This is a genomic window from Arthrobacter sp. 2RAF6 (genome assembly GCF_052115205.1).
Classification (GTDB): Bacteria; Actinomycetota; Actinomycetes; order Actinomycetales; family Micrococcaceae; genus Arthrobacter.
The window spans coordinates 39,807-54,814 of sequence record NZ_JBFRGF010000003.1 but is presented as its reverse complement, the minus strand read 5'-3'; the positions used below and the strand labels follow the sequence as shown (position 1 = coordinate 54,814).

At 65.3% G+C, this 15,008-nt stretch carries 15 protein-coding genes; 8 read left to right on the top strand and 7 right to left on the bottom strand.

The window, feature by feature from the left end; genetic code table 11:
* Window position 1: 1 nt before the first annotated feature.
* Entirely contained in the window at window positions 2-928 is a 927-nt protein-coding gene (locus AB4Z38_RS02915; protein ID WP_441428314.1) for an Fpg/Nei family DNA glycosylase, read from the top strand.
* Between the two features lie 98 nt (window positions 929-1,026).
* On the opposite strand, the gene yczE is transcribed toward AB4Z38_RS02915, so the two are convergent.
* On the bottom strand, window positions 1,027-1,647 hold the full coding sequence (gene yczE / locus AB4Z38_RS02910) for a membrane protein YczE (RefSeq protein ID WP_441428313.1): 621 nt from the start codon (window positions 1,645-1,647) through the stop codon (window positions 1,027-1,029).
* Window positions 1,648-1,706: 59 nt separating this feature from the next.
* On the opposite strand from yczE, the gene yczR reads away from it, so the two are divergent.
* A complete protein-coding gene (yczR, locus tag AB4Z38_RS02905; RefSeq protein ID WP_441428312.1) occupies window positions 1,707-3,191 on the top strand; it encodes a MocR-like transcription factor YczR in 1,485 nt (494 codons plus the stop codon).
* Window positions 3,192-3,274: 83 nt separating this feature from the next.
* Here yczR and AB4Z38_RS02900 read toward each other — a convergent pair whose 3' ends face one another.
* Entirely contained in the window at window positions 3,275-3,769 is a 495-nt protein-coding gene (locus AB4Z38_RS02900; RefSeq protein ID WP_441428311.1) for a DUF4188 domain-containing protein, read from the bottom strand.
* Between the two features lie 92 nt (window positions 3,770-3,861).
* Between AB4Z38_RS02900 and AB4Z38_RS02895 the strand changes: the two genes are divergently transcribed.
* Complete coding sequence (locus AB4Z38_RS02895; protein WP_441428310.1) at window positions 3,862-4,434, top strand: TetR-like C-terminal domain-containing protein; 573 nt, start codon at window positions 3,862-3,864, stop codon at window positions 4,432-4,434.
* 99 nt (window positions 4,435-4,533) lie between these two features.
* Here the strand turns inward: AB4Z38_RS02895 and AB4Z38_RS02890 are convergent, their stop codons facing one another.
* Together AB4Z38_RS02890 and AB4Z38_RS02885 are read right to left on the bottom strand one after the other, a co-directional pair.
* On the bottom strand, window positions 4,534-5,226 hold the full coding sequence (locus AB4Z38_RS02890; RefSeq protein ID WP_441428309.1) for an SRPBCC family protein: 693 nt from the start codon (window positions 5,224-5,226) through the stop codon (window positions 4,534-4,536).
* Window positions 5,219-5,851, bottom strand: a complete 633-nt coding sequence (locus AB4Z38_RS02885; RefSeq protein ID WP_441428308.1) for an ArsR/SmtB family transcription factor — start codon at window positions 5,849-5,851, stop codon at window positions 5,219-5,221. The genes AB4Z38_RS02890 and AB4Z38_RS02885 overlap by 8 nt, the downstream gene beginning before the upstream one ends.
* A gap of 255 nt (window positions 5,852-6,106) precedes the next feature.
* Here AB4Z38_RS02885 and AB4Z38_RS02880 point away from each other — a divergent pair, with 255 nt between their 5' ends.
* The 3 genes from AB4Z38_RS02880 (at window position 6,107) to AB4Z38_RS02870 (ending at window position 9,382) form a co-directional block, all read left to right on the top strand.
* Complete coding sequence (locus tag AB4Z38_RS02880; RefSeq protein WP_441428307.1) at window positions 6,107-7,768, top strand: alkaline phosphatase family protein; 1,662 nt, start codon at window positions 6,107-6,109, stop codon at window positions 7,766-7,768.
* A 32-nt stretch (window positions 7,769-7,800) separates the two neighbouring features.
* Entirely contained in the window at window positions 7,801-8,733 is a 933-nt protein-coding gene (locus AB4Z38_RS02875; RefSeq protein ID WP_441428460.1) for an RluA family pseudouridine synthase, read from the top strand.
* 208 nt (window positions 8,734-8,941) lie between these two features.
* On the top strand, window positions 8,942-9,382 hold the full coding sequence (locus AB4Z38_RS02870; RefSeq protein WP_441428306.1) for an SRPBCC family protein: 441 nt from the start codon (window positions 8,942-8,944) through the stop codon (window positions 9,380-9,382).
* 36 nt (window positions 9,383-9,418) lie between these two features.
* On the opposite strand, the gene AB4Z38_RS02865 is transcribed toward AB4Z38_RS02870, so the two are convergent.
* Window positions 9,419-9,946 carry an O-acetyl-ADP-ribose deacetylase gene (locus tag AB4Z38_RS02865; protein WP_441428305.1) on the bottom strand — a complete coding sequence of 176 codons (528 nt, stop codon included), beginning with the start codon at window positions 9,944-9,946 and terminating at the stop codon, window positions 9,419-9,421.
* A gap of 57 nt (window positions 9,947-10,003) precedes the next feature.
* On the opposite strand from AB4Z38_RS02865, the gene AB4Z38_RS02860 reads away from it, so the two are divergent.
* Window positions 10,004-10,627, top strand: a complete 624-nt coding sequence (locus AB4Z38_RS02860) for a DedA family protein (protein WP_441428304.1) — start codon at window positions 10,004-10,006, stop codon at window positions 10,625-10,627.
* Window positions 10,628-10,646: 19 nt separating this feature from the next.
* On the opposite strand, the gene AB4Z38_RS02855 is transcribed toward AB4Z38_RS02860, so the two are convergent.
* Together AB4Z38_RS02855 and ppc are read right to left on the bottom strand one after the other, a co-directional pair.
* Window positions 10,647-10,952 (bottom strand): hypothetical protein, encoded by a 306-nt coding sequence (locus AB4Z38_RS02855; RefSeq protein ID WP_441428303.1) that lies wholly within the window; start codon window positions 10,950-10,952, stop codon window positions 10,647-10,649.
* 85 nt (window positions 10,953-11,037) lie between these two features.
* Window positions 11,038-13,836 carry a phosphoenolpyruvate carboxylase gene (gene ppc / locus AB4Z38_RS02850; RefSeq protein ID WP_441428302.1) on the bottom strand — a complete coding sequence of 933 codons (2,799 nt, stop codon included), beginning with the start codon at window positions 13,834-13,836 and terminating at the stop codon, window positions 11,038-11,040.
* Window positions 13,837-14,116: 280 nt separating this feature from the next.
* Between ppc and AB4Z38_RS02845 the strand changes: the two genes are divergently transcribed.
* Window positions 14,117-14,953, top strand: coding sequence for a DUF1684 domain-containing protein (locus tag AB4Z38_RS02845; RefSeq protein WP_441428301.1), 837 nt, complete (start codon window positions 14,117-14,119; stop codon window positions 14,951-14,953).
* Window positions 14,954-15,008: the final 55 nt, after the last annotated feature.

Below are 15,008 nucleotides of genomic sequence, written 5' to 3'. Positions count from 1 at the left end.
CGTGCCTGAGGGCGACTCGATCTGGCGGGCTGCCGCGGAATTGCACAAGGCCCTTGCCGGACAGACGCTGGTCTCCTCGGATTTCCGCGTGCCTAGGTTTGCCACGCTGAATCTGGCCGGATGGACGGTGTCCGAAGTGGTGCCGCGCGGAAAGCACTTGCTCATGCGATTGCTGGAGCCGGCGGCGGGCGGGAGCACGGCTGCCGGTTCGGCGGAGGCTTCGCGGGACGAAGCCGGATCGGCGGCGGCTTCGCGGGACGAGGCCGGTTCGGCGGCGGCCGGACGGCCCCGGCGCGCCTTGACCATCCATTCGCACTTGAAAATGGAAGGAAGCTGGCAGGTCTATGCCCCCGGCGGCCGCTGGAGGAAACCCGGCCACACGGCCAGGTGCGTCCTCCGCACGGCGACGGCCGACGTCGTCGGCTTTTCCTTGGGGATCCTCGAAGTGATCCCAACGCCGGATGAGCACCGTGTAGTAGGGCACCTTGGCCCGGATCTACTCGGGCCGGATTGGGACGCCGAAGAGGCCGTTCGTCGGCTGCGGGCCGCCCCGGACACGCCGATCGGCGTCGCACTGTTGGACCAGCGGAACCTCGCCGGCATCGGCAATATCTACCGTTGCGAGGCGTGTTTCGTGGCTGGGGTGCATCCCGCCGCGCCGGTATCGGCTGTGCCGGACCTGGCGGGGATGCTCGGGGAAGCCAAGGTCCTGCTCGAGGCCAACTTAGGACCCGGGCGAAGGATCACGCGTGGCACCGCGTTCCCTGGAGTCCGGGGGATTCCCCGCTCCGGCTTTTGGGTGTACGGCCGCGAGCATCAGCCGTGCCTTCGCTGCGGTACGCCCATTCGCCGTGGGTTGCTGGGACCGGCGTCGGGGTTGGAAGACCGGACCATCTACTTCTGCCCGGAGTGCCAGCCTGGTCCCTGACGCTGCGGGAATAACCTGGCTACGCTGCGGAAATTTCCTGACGCCCCCGGAATTCCGGGGGCGTCAGGAAATCGGCGCGTCGCCAGGACGAACCTGCGTCACGGAGCCGCCGGAACCGCTTCGGGGGCAGCCTGACGAACCTTCTCGGGAACCGTAAACAGGGGCAACAACAGTTGCACCACCGGTCCAATGGCCAAGGCATAGACCACGGTTCCCACGCCGACGGATCCGCCAAGCAGCCAACCCACACCAAGCACAACCACCTCGATCAACGTGCGGGACAAGCGCACTGACCAGCCCGTGCGGCGGGCAAGTCCCGTCATGAGTCCGTCGCGGGCACCCGGGCCAAGACGTGCGCCGATGTAGCAGGCGGAGGCGATGCCGTTGAGGACTACGGCGCCGGCGAGCATGGCGATCTGGCCACCCAGGTGTGAGAACGCGGGGATCAGGGCCAGGCCGATGTCCGCGAAGACACCCACCAGCACGGCGTTGGCGAGGGTTCCGAAGCCGGGCATCTGCCGCAGCGGGATCCAGAGGAGAAGGACCAGGAAGCTGACGACCACCACGACGGTGCCGATGCTCCACCCGATCTTCCCCGCGACGCCCTGGTGGAACACGTCCCAAGGATCCAGGCCAAGGCCGGCCCGGATGAACATGGCCAGGGAGATCCCATACATCGCGAGGCCGATCAGGAGCTGGGTGATTCTGCGGGTCATCATGAAACCATGCTCCCGAAAACTGGCATTGCTTTCCATAGCCAGTTTGCAATACTGGTCTTATGTCCGGATCCCTGAACCCCACAGCCATGGTGCGCCTCCTCGGCCCGTGGAGCAGTGGCGCCGCTCCCGCCTATCGCGAGCTTGCCGACGTCGTACGCCTTTTGGTGATGGACGGGCGCATCCCGCTTGACGTCGCACTGCCCAGCGAGCGCGCGCTTGCCGTGACCCTGGGGGTCAGCCGGACCACCGTCACCGCCGCGTACGCCAGCCTGCGCGAGCAAGGATTCCTCAGCGGCGGCCAGGGCAGCAGGGGTCGGACGGGCATTCCGCACCGGACGCTTCCCGTCAGCGGGCCGGGACTGGCTGTCCCGGATGGGATTCTTGACCTCGCCTATGCTTCACTGCCGGCCACGGGCGAAGTGGTGCACCGCGCATTCGCTGATGCGTTGGTTGACCTCCCGGCGCTGTTGCCTGGTTTTGGCTACGACGCGGTCGGCCTCCCGCCCCTCCGCGAAGCCATCGCGGACCGCTACAAGGCCGCCGGGATTCCCACGACGGCCGCGCAGATACTGGTGACTTCGGGGGCCCAGCACGCACTGAACATCATCTTGAAGACCCTCGCCGGACGGCAACAGAAGGTCCTCGTGGAGCATCCCAGCTACCCCAACGCTCTCGACGCAATCCGCGCTTCGGGTTCCCGCACGATTCCGGTACCGATGCCGCCTGCCGCGGAACCGACGTCGCGCGGTGGCGCGGAGCCGACGCCCGGCGGCTGGGATATCGAGGGCATGGTCGCCGCGATGCGCCACCAGCGCCCGGCCATGGCCTATCTCGTGCCGGACTTCCACAACCCCACCGGGCGGATCATGTCCAATCTTCAGCGGCGCCGCCTCATCCGCGAAGCCGCGGGGACGGGCACCGTCCTGGTGGTGGATGAAACGCTGCGCGAGCTAAACCTCGACGAAGTCAGTACTTCGCCGCTCGCGGCGTTCAGTCCGGCGGTGGTGACCATCGGATCGCTCAGCAAATCGCATTGGGCCGGACTCAGGACCGGATGGATCCGCGCTGAAGAGGACCTGATCAGCCGCTTTGTGCAGACCCGGACAACGATGGATCTGGGCGGGCCCGTCGTCGAGCAATTGGCTGCGGCTCGACTGCTCCGGGCCTTTACCGAACCTCTGGACGCCAGGCTTGCGGAGCTGCGGCGAAACCGGGAAGCGCTCCTTGGACTACTGGCCGAGCACCTGCCCGATTGGCACGTGGAACGTCCTCGCGGCGGGCTGACGGCATGGTGCAGGTTGCCCACGCCGTCGAGCACCGCACTCACCGTTGTCGCCCCGGACTTCGGCGTGCGGCTGGCGGCAGGGCCGCGCTTCGGCGTCGGCGGCGCTTTCGAGCACTTCATGCGTGTCCCGTACACCCTCGCACCGGACCAGCTCGAGACGGCGGTGCTGGCACTGCGAGATGCCCAAGCCCGGATCGACGCATCGCCGCAGCTCCGGAGGACCTTGAAGGCACCCAAGGAGCCGGCCGCCGTCGCGTAGCCCGTTCCTCCCCCAACTGACTCGCATTTGTTGTCGTTATGAGGGCTCAGAACGACAACAAGTGCGAGTCAGTTGGGTCACGACTACTCGCGCGCCGCGGAGGAGGAGCCCATGCGCTGCTTGGCGGTGTTGGTGCCCGGACCGACCGGAACATGCGAGGTGGCTTTGGCCAGGCCAAACTGCGGCATGCCGTTGTAGACCACCTCAATTCCCGACGCCGGCACCTGATAAGTTTCGTGCCACACGCCAATGTCTCCGCTTCCCGCGACTTCCTTCATGAAACGTCGCCACGGCCCCAGGTGCGGCGAATCCCTGTCCGCCGCGAAGCGCCTTAGATGCCCGGGGCTCTCCCAATAGCTGAGCAGCATGGTGGTGCGCCCGAACCACTGTTCGCAGCCGAGCATTCCGGACTCGGGATGTGCTGCGAGATGACGGAGCATGGTGGGCATTGCCGAGGCCACGCGCGCCACTTTGCCGATCTTCCACCAACGGTTGGCCCGCATTCCGATAAGGAATACGGTCACCGACTCGCGCCCGGTGTCCGCCGTGAAGCGTCCCGGGAAGACTTCCTGTGCCATGTGAATCCTTCGGTCTGGGAACAGTGGTTCAAGTTCCGCTCTTCGAGTTTCATAACGTCGTTACGAAACAATGTTATGAAACACTTGGAGGCATGGCAAGACCCATCGTTCATGACCAGCTCCTCCGGGAGCGGCTTCTTCAGGTAACGGCCGAACTCGTGGACCGGGATGGCCCCGCGCGGGTCACGCTCCGCGACGTTGCCGCGGCCGCCCAGACCTCAACCACGGCAATCTACTCACTTTTCGGTGGCAAGGCCCAGTTGCTGACGGCCGCCGTCGACGACGGATTCCGCTCGTTCGGCTACTCGCAGCGGCTCGCCGAAAGCGGCGGGCTCCGAGGCCTCGGCACCGCCTACCGCTCCTGGGCACTGGAACATCCGGCCTTGTACCGGCTCATGTTTGGCGGCGCACTTGCCAGCTATGTGGACTGCAGCCCGACGCCGGCAGTCGCCTCGGAAGCCATGCTTCCCCTCATGGAAGCGGTGACCTCCGCGCAGAAAGCGGGGACCCTTCGCGACGCCGAGGCCACGACGATCGCCATGTCCGTCTGGGGGCAGGTCCACGGACTGGTGAGCCTGGAATTGGCGAACATGGACGACGCCGGAACCGACTGGGAAGGGATCTACGCCGCGGCGTTGGATGCCGTGGCGCGCGGCTGGCAATGACGCCCGAATTTCCATGCGACGCGCGTATGGTCTGGCGACACCGGAATCCCGGAGTCGCCAGACCACATGCGCGTCGGCCAGCGTTTTGCGCGTCGCAGCCTAGGCGTACACCTTCTCCAGGAACCCGCCCCAGGCCTTGGCGGTCAGCTCGGAATCGCCGCTGCCGCTGAAATCGTGCACCGTCATGCCCACGGGGGCTCCGAAGGAGTTGCGGCCGAAGAAGCGGTAGAGCGTGTCGGCGGTCCGCAGGCCCAGGAAGTGCTGGTTGGAGAAGTCGAGCTCCCCGCTCAGCCGCCCCACGCCGTCGACGTCCAACTCAACCGTTGAACCCTGAGCAACGCCGTCCACGCCGAGGGCCGTCTTCAGTTGCACGAATCCGTCGGGCGTCTGCGAGGCCGCCGGACCCTGGATGTCGGTGAAGACTACAGGCTTGCCGTCGAAGTACTGAAGGTACTGGCCCAGGGTGTGAAGGTAGAACTCGGTGTGCTTGCTGGCGCCGTCGTACTGCCCCTCCCAGTTGTCCGCGAAGATGCCGCTGTGGACATAATGCAGCTTGGCACGGCCGCCGTCGAGCGGTTCGAGTACGTGCTCCAACTGGTTGAACCAGCCGTCCGGCCCGTCCATGCGGGTCACAAGATGACTGGGGTATTCGTCCACGGTCTTCACGGCCGGCCACTGATCGGTGGGAAACATCCAGGCCGAGGTGTCCTGGGTGACAGCCTGCCAGACCCGTTCAGGAGTGCCGGGCAGTTCGGTGTCGGCCACGATTTCGAATTCACGGTTGTCAGTCATTGTCCTGTTCCTTTTCTGGAGAGTGCTGCGTATTTGTCTTGAGTGCGGGATGAAGTACGACGACGAGTCGATGCTTACGTGCGCCGCTCGCCGCCGCGGAAGCCCCGCCGTCGTGGTACTTGTCCACGAGCCGCGTCACCGCGATGCCAAGCTCCTCGGCAAAAGCTGCGCGGTCCGACGCCGATCGGAAGGTGATCTCGCCGTCGATCGCGAAGCTCGCAAGCTTCTTCTTGGCCGCGGCCGCTCCCGCTATCAGCCTGCCCATCTCCTGGACCGTCCGGGCCGCAAGGGCCAGAAGCCAGAAGGCTGAAAAGCGATCCGAGAAGCGCCGGGGATCCGGCGCCACGGACGCAAGCGCCACCGGAGAAATCAGGTACGACGCCGCCGTCGCGCGCAAAACGCGCTCGGTGACGTTGCCCTTCTTCCGCTCCTCCACAAGCTCGACGAGCCCGTGCCGCTCAAGGGCCTTGAGATGGTAGTTGACCTTCTGCCGGGGCAGGCCCACCCTGACCGCCAGCTGCGTGGCGGAACCCGGCTCGACAAGCTCCTGCAGAATGCGGGTGCGGATCGGGTCCAGCGACGCTTCCGCCGCGGCGGGATCCTCGATCACTTCGATGTCCAACATGCTTCTATTCTGCCTACCGACAACTTTTCTTGTCAAGAACTCTTTTCTCGTCGGCGGGTTGCGGGACGCCATCAGAGGAGCGCTGCCGGCCTGTACCGCTGCGATCGGTGAAGGAGTACCCTGCGGGTATCACTGTCCGTGAGGTGCACGATGAGGTTCAAAAGTCCGCCCGCTGAGTCCAGAGCCGATCGGCCACTCAGGCGTCGAAGGGGGCGGATTCGGGCCTGGGCTTTACGGCGTCCGGCCCTCGCTGCCTTGTCCATCGTCGCGGTCATCGCGTTTGTGGGCGCTGCCGTCTTTTTCGGCGCGTCCTGGTCCCGGTCACTGGTGGCGGCGGGGGCGGGGGCGGGCGGTGCTGGCGCCCCCGCCGTGGCGGGCGGTGCGAGCGGTGCTGGGGCCGTGGATACGGGGATCTCGAAGATTCAACATGTCATCGTCATCATGCAGGAGAACCGTTCGTTCGACAGCTACTTCGGGACGTTCCCCGGAGCTGACGGGATACCGATGCAGAACGGCTCCCCCGCGGTGTGCGTTCCCGATCCGACCCACGGCTCGTGCGTGAAACCGTACTACGACCCCGCTGACCGGAACTCCGGAGGCCCGCACAGCCAGAGCAATGCCGCGGCTGACATCAACGGCGGGAAAATGGACGGCTTCATCGCGCAAGCCGAGAAAGCGTCAACCAACTGCGCACCGAACGCCCCAGCCTGCGCGGGCGGCAACCAAAGCGACGTGATGGGCTACCACGACGCGCGCGACCTGCCCAACTACTGGGCGTATGCCAAGAACTTCACGTTGCAGGACCACATGTTTGAACCCAATGCCTCCTGGAGCCTGCCCGAGCACCTGTACATGGTCTCGGAATGGTCGGCCAAATGCAGCCGGGCGGGCGACCCGCAATCCTGCGTGAACGCCCTCCAGAATCCGGGCAGTCCGCCGGACTTTACCTCCGCGATCCAGTCCACCCTCATCGGCAAATGCCGGGCCGGCCTGCAGAACAAGGCCTGCCAGGACGCGCTCACCGCAGCGGGGATCACCCCGGACATTGCTGCGCAACTGCACACCCTCATCACGCAAAACTGCGCCGGCTCGGATTCCTATACGAGTTGCCAGGCCGCGATCGACAAAGCAGCCCTCTCCGAGTCGCTCAAGCAAAAGCTGCTTGCCGCCGCGAAGCTGCTTGCTCCCCCTGACTACGCCTGGACCGATCTGACTTACCTGCTCCACAAACAGGATGTGCCCTGGGCCTATTACGTCTTCAACGGCACTGAGCCCGACTGCCAAGACGACGCAGCCATGTCCTGCGCTCCCGTAGCCCAGAACGCGAAGACGCCGGGCATCTGGAATCCGCTGCCCTACTTCGACACCGTCAAGCAGGACGGCCAGCTAGGCAACATCCAGTCCCTCACCAACTTCTACGCCGCCGCCAAGAAGGGCACATTGCCTGCAGTGAGCTGGATCAACCCCACCGGAGCCGTCAGCGAGCACCCGCCGGCGCTGATCAGCACCGGACAGGCCTACGTCACGGGCCTGATCAACGCCGTCATGTCGGGCCCGGACTGGAACAGCACCGCCATCTTCCTCTCGTGGGATGACTGGGGCGGTTTTTACGACCACGTCACCCCGCCCACTGTGGACCAAAACGGCTACGGCCTCCGGGTCCCCGGAATCGTGATCAGTCCCTACGCCAAGCAAGGCAACATCGACCACCAAATCCTCAGCCACGACGCCTACGCGAAGTTCATCGAAGACGACTTCCTCCACGGCCAACGCCTCGACCCGGCCACGGACGGACGGCCAGATCCCCGGCCCGGCGTCCGTGAGGACAACCCCCAGCTCGGCAACTTGGTGAACGATTTCAACTTCAACCAGCAACCCATCAAACCCGTCATCTTGCCGGGCGGCACAACGTACTAGGTGTTAGCGGCCCCCGGTAGAATAGACCGGTGATGCAATCCCCCCTTCCAGTGCGTGACGGCGTCAACGCCACCCGTCTGCGTCTCCCGGACGAGGGGCCCTGGGACACGGCGATGGATTACATGATGCACCGCTGGGGCCATATCGACCCCCAAGGCATCGAGGACAGGTTCGACGCCGGCGAAATCGTGGGCGAGGGCGGCGCGCCCCTTGACCCCCGCACCCCCCTCGAAGAACACACTTTCATTTGGTACTACCGCACCCTCCCGCCGGAGACCCGGATGCCTGTGGAGATCAACATCCTGCACCAGGACGAGCACCTCCTGGTGGTCGACAAGCCCCACTTCCTGCCGACCACCCCGGGTGGGACCTACATCCAGGAATCCGCGCTCGTCCGGCTCCGGAACCAACTGGACTTGCCAGACCTCATCCCGATGCACCGGCTCGACCGCATGACTGCCGGAGTGCTGTTGCTCTCCACCAACCCGGAGACCCGCGGCAAGTACCAGGTGCTCTTCGAGAAGCGGCAGGTGCAAAAGGAGTACGAGTGCGTCTCCGCCGCGGCACCCGCCGCAGGCTTTCCCGCCGTCGGGTTCCCCGCCGTCGTGCGCAACCGCATGACCAAATCCCGCAGCTACCTTCTCGCCGAAGTCATCGACGGCGAACCTAACGCTGAAACCCGCATTGAACTGCTGAGAACGTTCGACGGCGGTGTGGCTCGCCGGGCGCTGTACCGGCTTGAGCCCCACACCGGCAAGACCCACCAGCTTCGCGTGCACATGGCTTCGCTCGGGTTGGGTATCGTGAACGACGCGTTCTACCCCGAACTCCTGGACAAGGCCCCGGACGACTACTCCAAGCCCCTGCAGCTGCTCGCCCGTGGCATCCGATTCATTGACCCCATCAGCAAGCAGGCCGTGGAATACCGGAGCCGCCTTGAGTTGAGCGAAGCCCACCCAGCCTGACGCTCGCTACACATAAGTGAGCGAGCGTCCGGCCAGACACCCACATAGGTGAGCGAGCGTCGGGTGACGAGAGTCGAGCGCGGGTTTCAAGCGGCGGGGCGGCGAATCAACGGTCCGGTTACCCGTCGCGAACCGGACCGGGCGTATATGCTCAGTTTTGCCGGCTCGCTGACCGTGGGCGGTGTTCGATCTCGCGCAAAGGAACCACATGGCCCACGCTGAAAACGAAGTCTCGATCAACCGCACCGCAAACGACGTCTATGCCTTCCTGGCGGACGGGCTGAACAATAGGCTGTGGCGTCCAGCCGTCAAGACTGTCACCCTCGCAAGCGGTGAAGCGGGCAACAAGGGTGCCGTGTACTCCCAGACGATGGCAGGCCCCGGTGGCCGCACGATCGCCGGCGACTACGAGATCACCGCAGCCCAGCCGGGCAAGCGACTCGATTTCCAGGTCATTGCCGGCCCGGCCCGCCCAACAGGATCCTTCACCCTGAACGAGAACGACGGCGGCACAACCGTACGCTTTGCCTTGGATCTCCAGCCCAAGGGCTTCATGAAGCTCATGGGATCGATGATCACCAAGACCATGGAGTCGGAAGTCGGACAGCTCGGACAGCTGAAGTCCGTGCTTGAGGCGCAGTCCGTCTGACGCCACCCGCAGAAGCGCGCCGCCCGCGGGCTTCCCTCACCCTTCCGAAGCCGCGAACACGCTTCGGAATACGTCCGCCGTCTCGGCGCTAAACAGCACAAATTCGACGAGTTCCAGCCCGCTGGAGTCTTCGTCGTCGAACCGGCTGACGGCGTCGAGCGCTACTGTGGCGACCTCGAGCGCGTCCCAACCGTAGACCCCCGCGCTGATTGCGGGAAACGCAACTGAACTCGCCCCGAGGGATGCTGCCACCTTCAGGCTTTCGCGGAAACACGACGCCAGCAGTTCCGGATCGTTTTGGCCCGCGTGCCGGTTGGGACCCACGGTGTGGATCACCCAGCGGGCAGGCAATTTGAACCCGGAGGTGGCCACGGCACGGCCCACCGGTAGGCCGTGCGGGTACCGCTCGCGCACCTCCATGCACGCGGCCAGGAGTTCCCTGCCCGCGGCGCGGTGGATCGCGCCGTCCACTCCGCCGCCCCCCATCAACGACGAGTTGGCAGCGTTGACGATCGCATCGACGGCGCGCGTGGTGATGTCACCTTGCAGGATTTCGAGCCGCATGGCGCCAGTCTTGCACGACACTCCGGCGGATGCACCAAAGTGGGGTAATTTGTGCCCATGGACATCACCACGGCCGAAGGCTGGGGAGCCGCGATTTATGTGTGGATCATCCCCATGGTGGTGGGCGACGCGATCTTCCCGCCCATCCCGTCCGAGATGCTGGTGATCACGGGTGGTGCGCTGGCCGCGGAGGGCCGTGTCAACCTGTGGCTCGTGGGTTTGATGGCCGCCGTCGCCTCTTGGCTGGGCGACATCATCGTTTTCCAGCTCTTCAAGCGCCGCTTGGGGCATATCCTGGATCGCTGGGCCTGGGGCCGCAGGGTCCATCAGGGCATCCACAGGGCCATCGCCAGGGCCGGGCGCTCCTCCACGTACGGCGCGATCATAGGCGCCCGGTTCATCCCTGGTGGGCGGCTTGCTGCGTCGGCCGCTTCCGGGATCGCCGAGGTTTCCTCCCGCGGCTTCAGTCTCTGCGCTGGCTTGGGCGGCCTGTTGTGGGCCACGTGGCAAGCCGGTCTGGGCTACTTTGCGGGCTCGACGACGAAGCTTCCGTTCTGGGCGAGCTCACTGATCGGCGTCGGCGTGGGGCTGCTGATCGGCGTCGTGGTAGGCGTGATCGTCACGCGTCGCCGGGGCGACCGCTCGCCGGTGGACGAGCCGGGCGAGCCGCCGCGCCTTTAGGCGAGTCCCGACGTCGGGCTCAAACCGGCGACCATTTCCCCCGCTTGCGGCGCAGGACGTAAAGGTTCCCAGTGAGTGCTACGCGTTCGACGGCGTCGCGCATCATGGCTGCCGACGCGCGGGCCTCGCTGTTCTCACCCGGATAGTCACGCGGCTCCACCAGGAAGCGGAGGCTGATTTGCGCGACGCCACCAACGATATCCAACTGCTTGGATTCGACATGGTGCCGCGTTTCCAGGGCCTCAAGCGCAGCGGCCATCACCGACTCCGGCGGATTGCCTGGCTTGAGCCCGGTGATCTTCAATTTGGTCTGGAACGACGGCATTCCTCAACCCTAAACGCTCGCTCACAAACAAGCCCTTCCGGCCGCACGCTCGCTCTCATGTGAGCGTCGGAAGGGAGGGGTGACGCTATCCGGTGTTGCGGAGGCCGGCGGCCACGCCGTTGACGGTGATGAGCATGGCCCTCTGGAGGCGTTCGTCGATCTCGGCGCTGGAAATGGAGGCTTCGCGAACGCGGCGCAACAGCTCCACCTGCAGGTAACTGATGGGGTCGAGGTATTGGTCGCGGATTTCGAGCGATCGCTTGAGCGTCGGCTGGGCTTCCAGGAGCTCGGTTTCCCCGCTCAGGAGTTCCACTTCGGCAACCGTGAGGTCGTACTCTGCGCGGATTGCCTTGAACAGGTGGTGCAGCTCTTCCGGAACCAACGAAGACACGTAGTGCCCGGCGATGTCCATGTCCGTCTTGGCCAGGGTCATCTCCACGTTGGAAATCACGGACTGGAAGAAGTGCCAGCGCTTCATCATCTCCGCAAGCTCGGCGGTGTTGCCTGCCTCGCGGGCGGCCTTCAGGCCTGAGCCCACGCCGAACCAACCCGGAACGATCTGCCGAGACTGGGTCCAACCGAACACCCACGGAATGGCCCGAAGACCGCCCAGCCCGGCGCCGGAATCAGGGCGCTTGGAGGGCCGCGAGCCGATGTTCAATGAACCGAGCTGCTCCACCGGGGTCGAGGCCAGGAAGTACGCGGGCAGGTCCGGATCGTCGATCAGCGAACGGTACTGGGCAAACGCGGCGTCGGAAATGGTCTCCATGACGTGGCCGTAGCGTTCGCGCTCGTCGTCGGAGGTGCGCGGGGTGCGGTGCAGCGCTGAACCCTGCATCACGGCCGCCAGGGAGAGCTCCAGGTTTTCGCGGGCGAGTTCCGGCAGGGAGTACTTGTCCGAAATGACTTCGCCTTGCTCGGTGAACTTGATGGCGCCTTCGAGCACTCCGTTCGGCTGGGCCATGATGGCGTCGTAGGTCGGTCCGCCGCCACGGCCCACGGAGCCGCCGCGACCATGGAACAACCGGACGTTCACGCCGTGCTTGGCGGCGACGTCGCGCAGCTTGCGCTGGGTCTTGTGGATCTCCCACTGGCTGGTCATGACGCCGGATTCCTTGTTGGAGTCCGAGTATCCCAGCATGATCTCCTGGACATCCCCACGCAGCCGTACCAGCGAACGATAGGACGGGTCGGAGAGCAGCAGGTCCACGATTTCGGCCGAAGCGCGCAGCTCCTCCACAGTCTCCAGGAGCGGAGCAAAACCGATCTTGGCATACGGAGCCGCCCCGAACAGCTCGATCAGTCCGGCTTCCCGGGCCAGCACCGCGGCAGCCAGGACATCGTCCGCGCCGCGCGTCATGGAGATGATGTAGGTTTCGACGACGTCCGGTCCGTACGTCTGGAGGGCGTGGCGGATGCTGCGGAAGACGTCGTAGGTGCGGTCGCCGTCGCCGTCGAGCTTGATGGGGTGGCCGGACAGCGGGCGGCGCGAAGCCAGCTCCGCGCTCAGCCGCTCGAACCGCTCGGCGCGGCTCAACTCTCCGTAGGGAGTTCCGACGCCGATCCGGTCCACCAACTGCCCGACGGCGTCGTGGTGGTAGTCGGCATGCTCACGGATGTCGAGGGTCGCTAGGTGCAGCCCGAAGGAGGCGATCGCACGGCGGACGCGGGCCAGGGCGCCGTCGGCGACCAGTACGGCCGAGTGCTTGCGCAGCGAGGCTTCCAAGAGTTCGAGTTCGGCCAACACCTCCGAGGTGGACGCGTAGTCACGGCCGGTTTCGTGGTGGCTGGATGCGGACACGCGGCGGCCCGTGTTGATGAGCTTGGCCTTGATGCAGGTCAGTTTGAGGCGGTAGGGCTCCTGCGCGTTCAGCTCCAGGATGCGCTTGTCCAAGCCGGGCAGGTTCTTGAGGTCGACGGCGATCGAGTCCAGGAGGTCCTCTTCCGCGTCCACCAGGGCCGTCGAGTTGGAGAGGACGGAGATCAGTTCGTCAATCATCGAGATGCTGATCCGCACGGCGTGCTGGTTCTGCAGCTGCAAGACCTCGCGCGTGACGGAAGCGGTAACGTTCGGGTTGCCGTCGCGGTCTCCGCCGATCCAGGAGCCGAAGCGGATGGGGGCGTTGTGCGCCGGCAGAACCACGCCGTGCTCCCCCAGCAGCTCGGACAGGTCCGTGAGCATTTCCGGCATGGCATCGGTGAGGATGCTGCTCAGGTAGTAGATGGCGTTTCGGGCCTCGTCAACTGGAGTGGGGCGGACTTGGCGCAGTTCGTCGGTCTGCCACATCTGGTCGATGATCTCGGCGAGCTGGCGGTCTTGGCGACGGCGGGCGGCCGTGCCCTCAACAGTGGATTCTGACAGGACATCCGAGAGCTTGCGTATCTTGTCCAGCACCGAACGCCGGGAGGCTTCGGTGGGGTGCGCGGTGAAAATAGGACGAACGTCCAGCTCATTGACGACGTCCTGCAGGGCCTGGGTTCCGGCCTCGTCGGCGATCTCGGCCACGGCTTTGGCCAACCAGCCGTCCTTTTCCTGGCGGGTGCGCAGTCCGCGGACGCGGTGCACTTGCTCGGCGGCGTTGGCGAGGTGGAAATAGAAGGCGAAGGCGCGGACCAGCTCAGTGGCTTCCTCAAGGGGCAGGGAGGCGAGCAGCTCCCGGACCTGGGCGACGACGTCGTGCGCGCTCCACGGACCTGTGGCGTCGGCGCCGCCGCGGGCGGCTTCCTTGGATTCCTTGGTGAGCAGGCGCACCTGCTCGACGAGCTGAAGCAACTCGGGGCCGTGCTGGCGGACCAACGACTCTCCGAGAAGCGTGGAGACGCGGCGGACATCGGCCCGCAGTTCCGCGGCAAGGTCGGTGCTGAGATGTGCAGTGTCAACCATGAAAAATACCTTCTGGCGTTGGGTGTGGCCCGTACACTGCGCTGGATACTGTGAGCCGGATTACTAATATTCCTAGGGAATCCTACCTGCAGCTCTTGCGGGGGTGGCAATCCGTCTCAAATGTTGTCGTTTCGTTCGCCGTGCGCACCCAACTGACTCGCAGTTGTTGTCGTTTTCAGCGCTCAAAACGACATCTAATGCGAGTCAGTTGGGTTCCGGGAATGGTGGTGACGGGTGCATGGTTAAGCCAACGAACACCGCCCAAGCCGCTGGAGGAACCATGAGCGCAACAGCCCCCGCAAGCAACGCCCTGCTGGAACGCTGGCAGCGTTTCCGCAACGGCCGCAACGCCGCCCTCGCAGCGGACCACGGCTGGCTCACCCTTACCTCCTTCCAGTGGCTCGAATCGGCACCCGCCGCCGTCGAGCTCGTCCCGGGGCTCTGGTCAACGGATGGCACGACGGCGACACTCACCGCGGGCGCGGCCGATGGGCTCACGCTCGTGGAGACGGGAGCTCCCGTGGACGGCACGATTTCGGCCACCCTCCAGGATGAGGAATCGCTCATGTGGGTGCAGTTCGGCGGCGCGGATGGCACGGAGGTGGTGGTGGAACTCGCCATGCGCGCGGACAAGTACGCCATCCGCACCCGGGACAACTCCTCGCCGGTATTGACGGAGTTCGACGCCGTTCCCACCTATGAATACAACCCGGACTGGGTGATTGAAGGCCGCTTCGAGGAATACCCCGAACCGGTGGATGTTCCGATCGGGACAGCCAATCCCCTGGTGGACGGGGTGCACCGATCCGTAGGCGAGGTGGTTTTCCGGGCGCCTGGCCTTCCCCACGAGATCCGCCTGCACGCCGAGGCAGAGAAGCTCGGAGCCCTCACCGTCACCTTCCACGACGAAACGAACGGCAACACCACGGACGAATGGCGCAAGCTGGCCGTCTCGCGCCCCCGGCCTGACGCGTCCGTCGTGCTCGACTTCAACCGCGCCATCAACTACCCCAGTGCCTTCACCCCGTACGGAACGTGCCCTATGCCGGTGTCAGGAAACTCGATCGACGTGGCGGTAGAAGCCGGGGAAAAGCTGCCGGCCGGCCGGATCGTCTAAACGGATCGTCTAACACCGCCGCGTAAACGCAGTCGGCCAAACGTAGTAGCCCAAG

Excerpts from the sequence above, each read along its gene's own strand:
- yczE (WP_441428313.1), bottom strand. The coding sequence starts at position 1,647 with ATGATGACCCGCAGAATCACCCAGCTCCTGATCGGCCTCGCGATGTAT.
- yczR (WP_441428312.1), top strand. The coding sequence starts at position 1,707 with ATGTCCGGATCCCTGAACCCCACAGCCATGGTGCGCCTCCTCGGCCCG.
- AB4Z38_RS02900 (WP_441428311.1), bottom strand. The coding sequence starts at position 3,769 with ATGGCACAGGAAGTCTTCCCGGGACGCTTCACGGCGGACACCGGGCGC.
- AB4Z38_RS02895 (WP_441428310.1), top strand. The coding sequence starts at position 3,862 with ATGGCAAGACCCATCGTTCATGACCAGCTCCTCCGGGAGCGGCTTCTT.
- AB4Z38_RS02890 (WP_441428309.1), bottom strand. The coding sequence starts at position 5,226 with ATGACTGACAACCGTGAATTCGAAATCGTGGCCGACACCGAACTGCCC.
- AB4Z38_RS02885 (WP_441428308.1), bottom strand. The coding sequence starts at position 5,851 with ATGTTGGACATCGAAGTGATCGAGGATCCCGCCGCGGCGGAAGCGTCG.
- AB4Z38_RS02875 (WP_441428460.1), top strand. The coding sequence starts at position 7,801 with ATGCAATCCCCCCTTCCAGTGCGTGACGGCGTCAACGCCACCCGTCTG.
- AB4Z38_RS02870 (WP_441428306.1), top strand. The coding sequence starts at position 8,942 with ATGGCCCACGCTGAAAACGAAGTCTCGATCAACCGCACCGCAAACGAC.
- AB4Z38_RS02865 (WP_441428305.1), bottom strand. The coding sequence starts at position 9,946 with ATGCGGCTCGAAATCCTGCAAGGTGACATCACCACGCGCGCCGTCGAT.
- AB4Z38_RS02860 (WP_441428304.1), top strand. The coding sequence starts at position 10,004 with ATGGACATCACCACGGCCGAAGGCTGGGGAGCCGCGATTTATGTGTGG.
- AB4Z38_RS02855 (WP_441428303.1), bottom strand. The coding sequence starts at position 10,952 with ATGCCGTCGTTCCAGACCAAATTGAAGATCACCGGGCTCAAGCCAGGC.
- ppc (WP_441428302.1), bottom strand. The coding sequence starts at position 13,836 with ATGGTTGACACTGCACATCTCAGCACCGACCTTGCCGCGGAACTGCGG.
- AB4Z38_RS02845 (WP_441428301.1), top strand. The coding sequence starts at position 14,117 with ATGAGCGCAACAGCCCCCGCAAGCAACGCCCTGCTGGAACGCTGGCAG.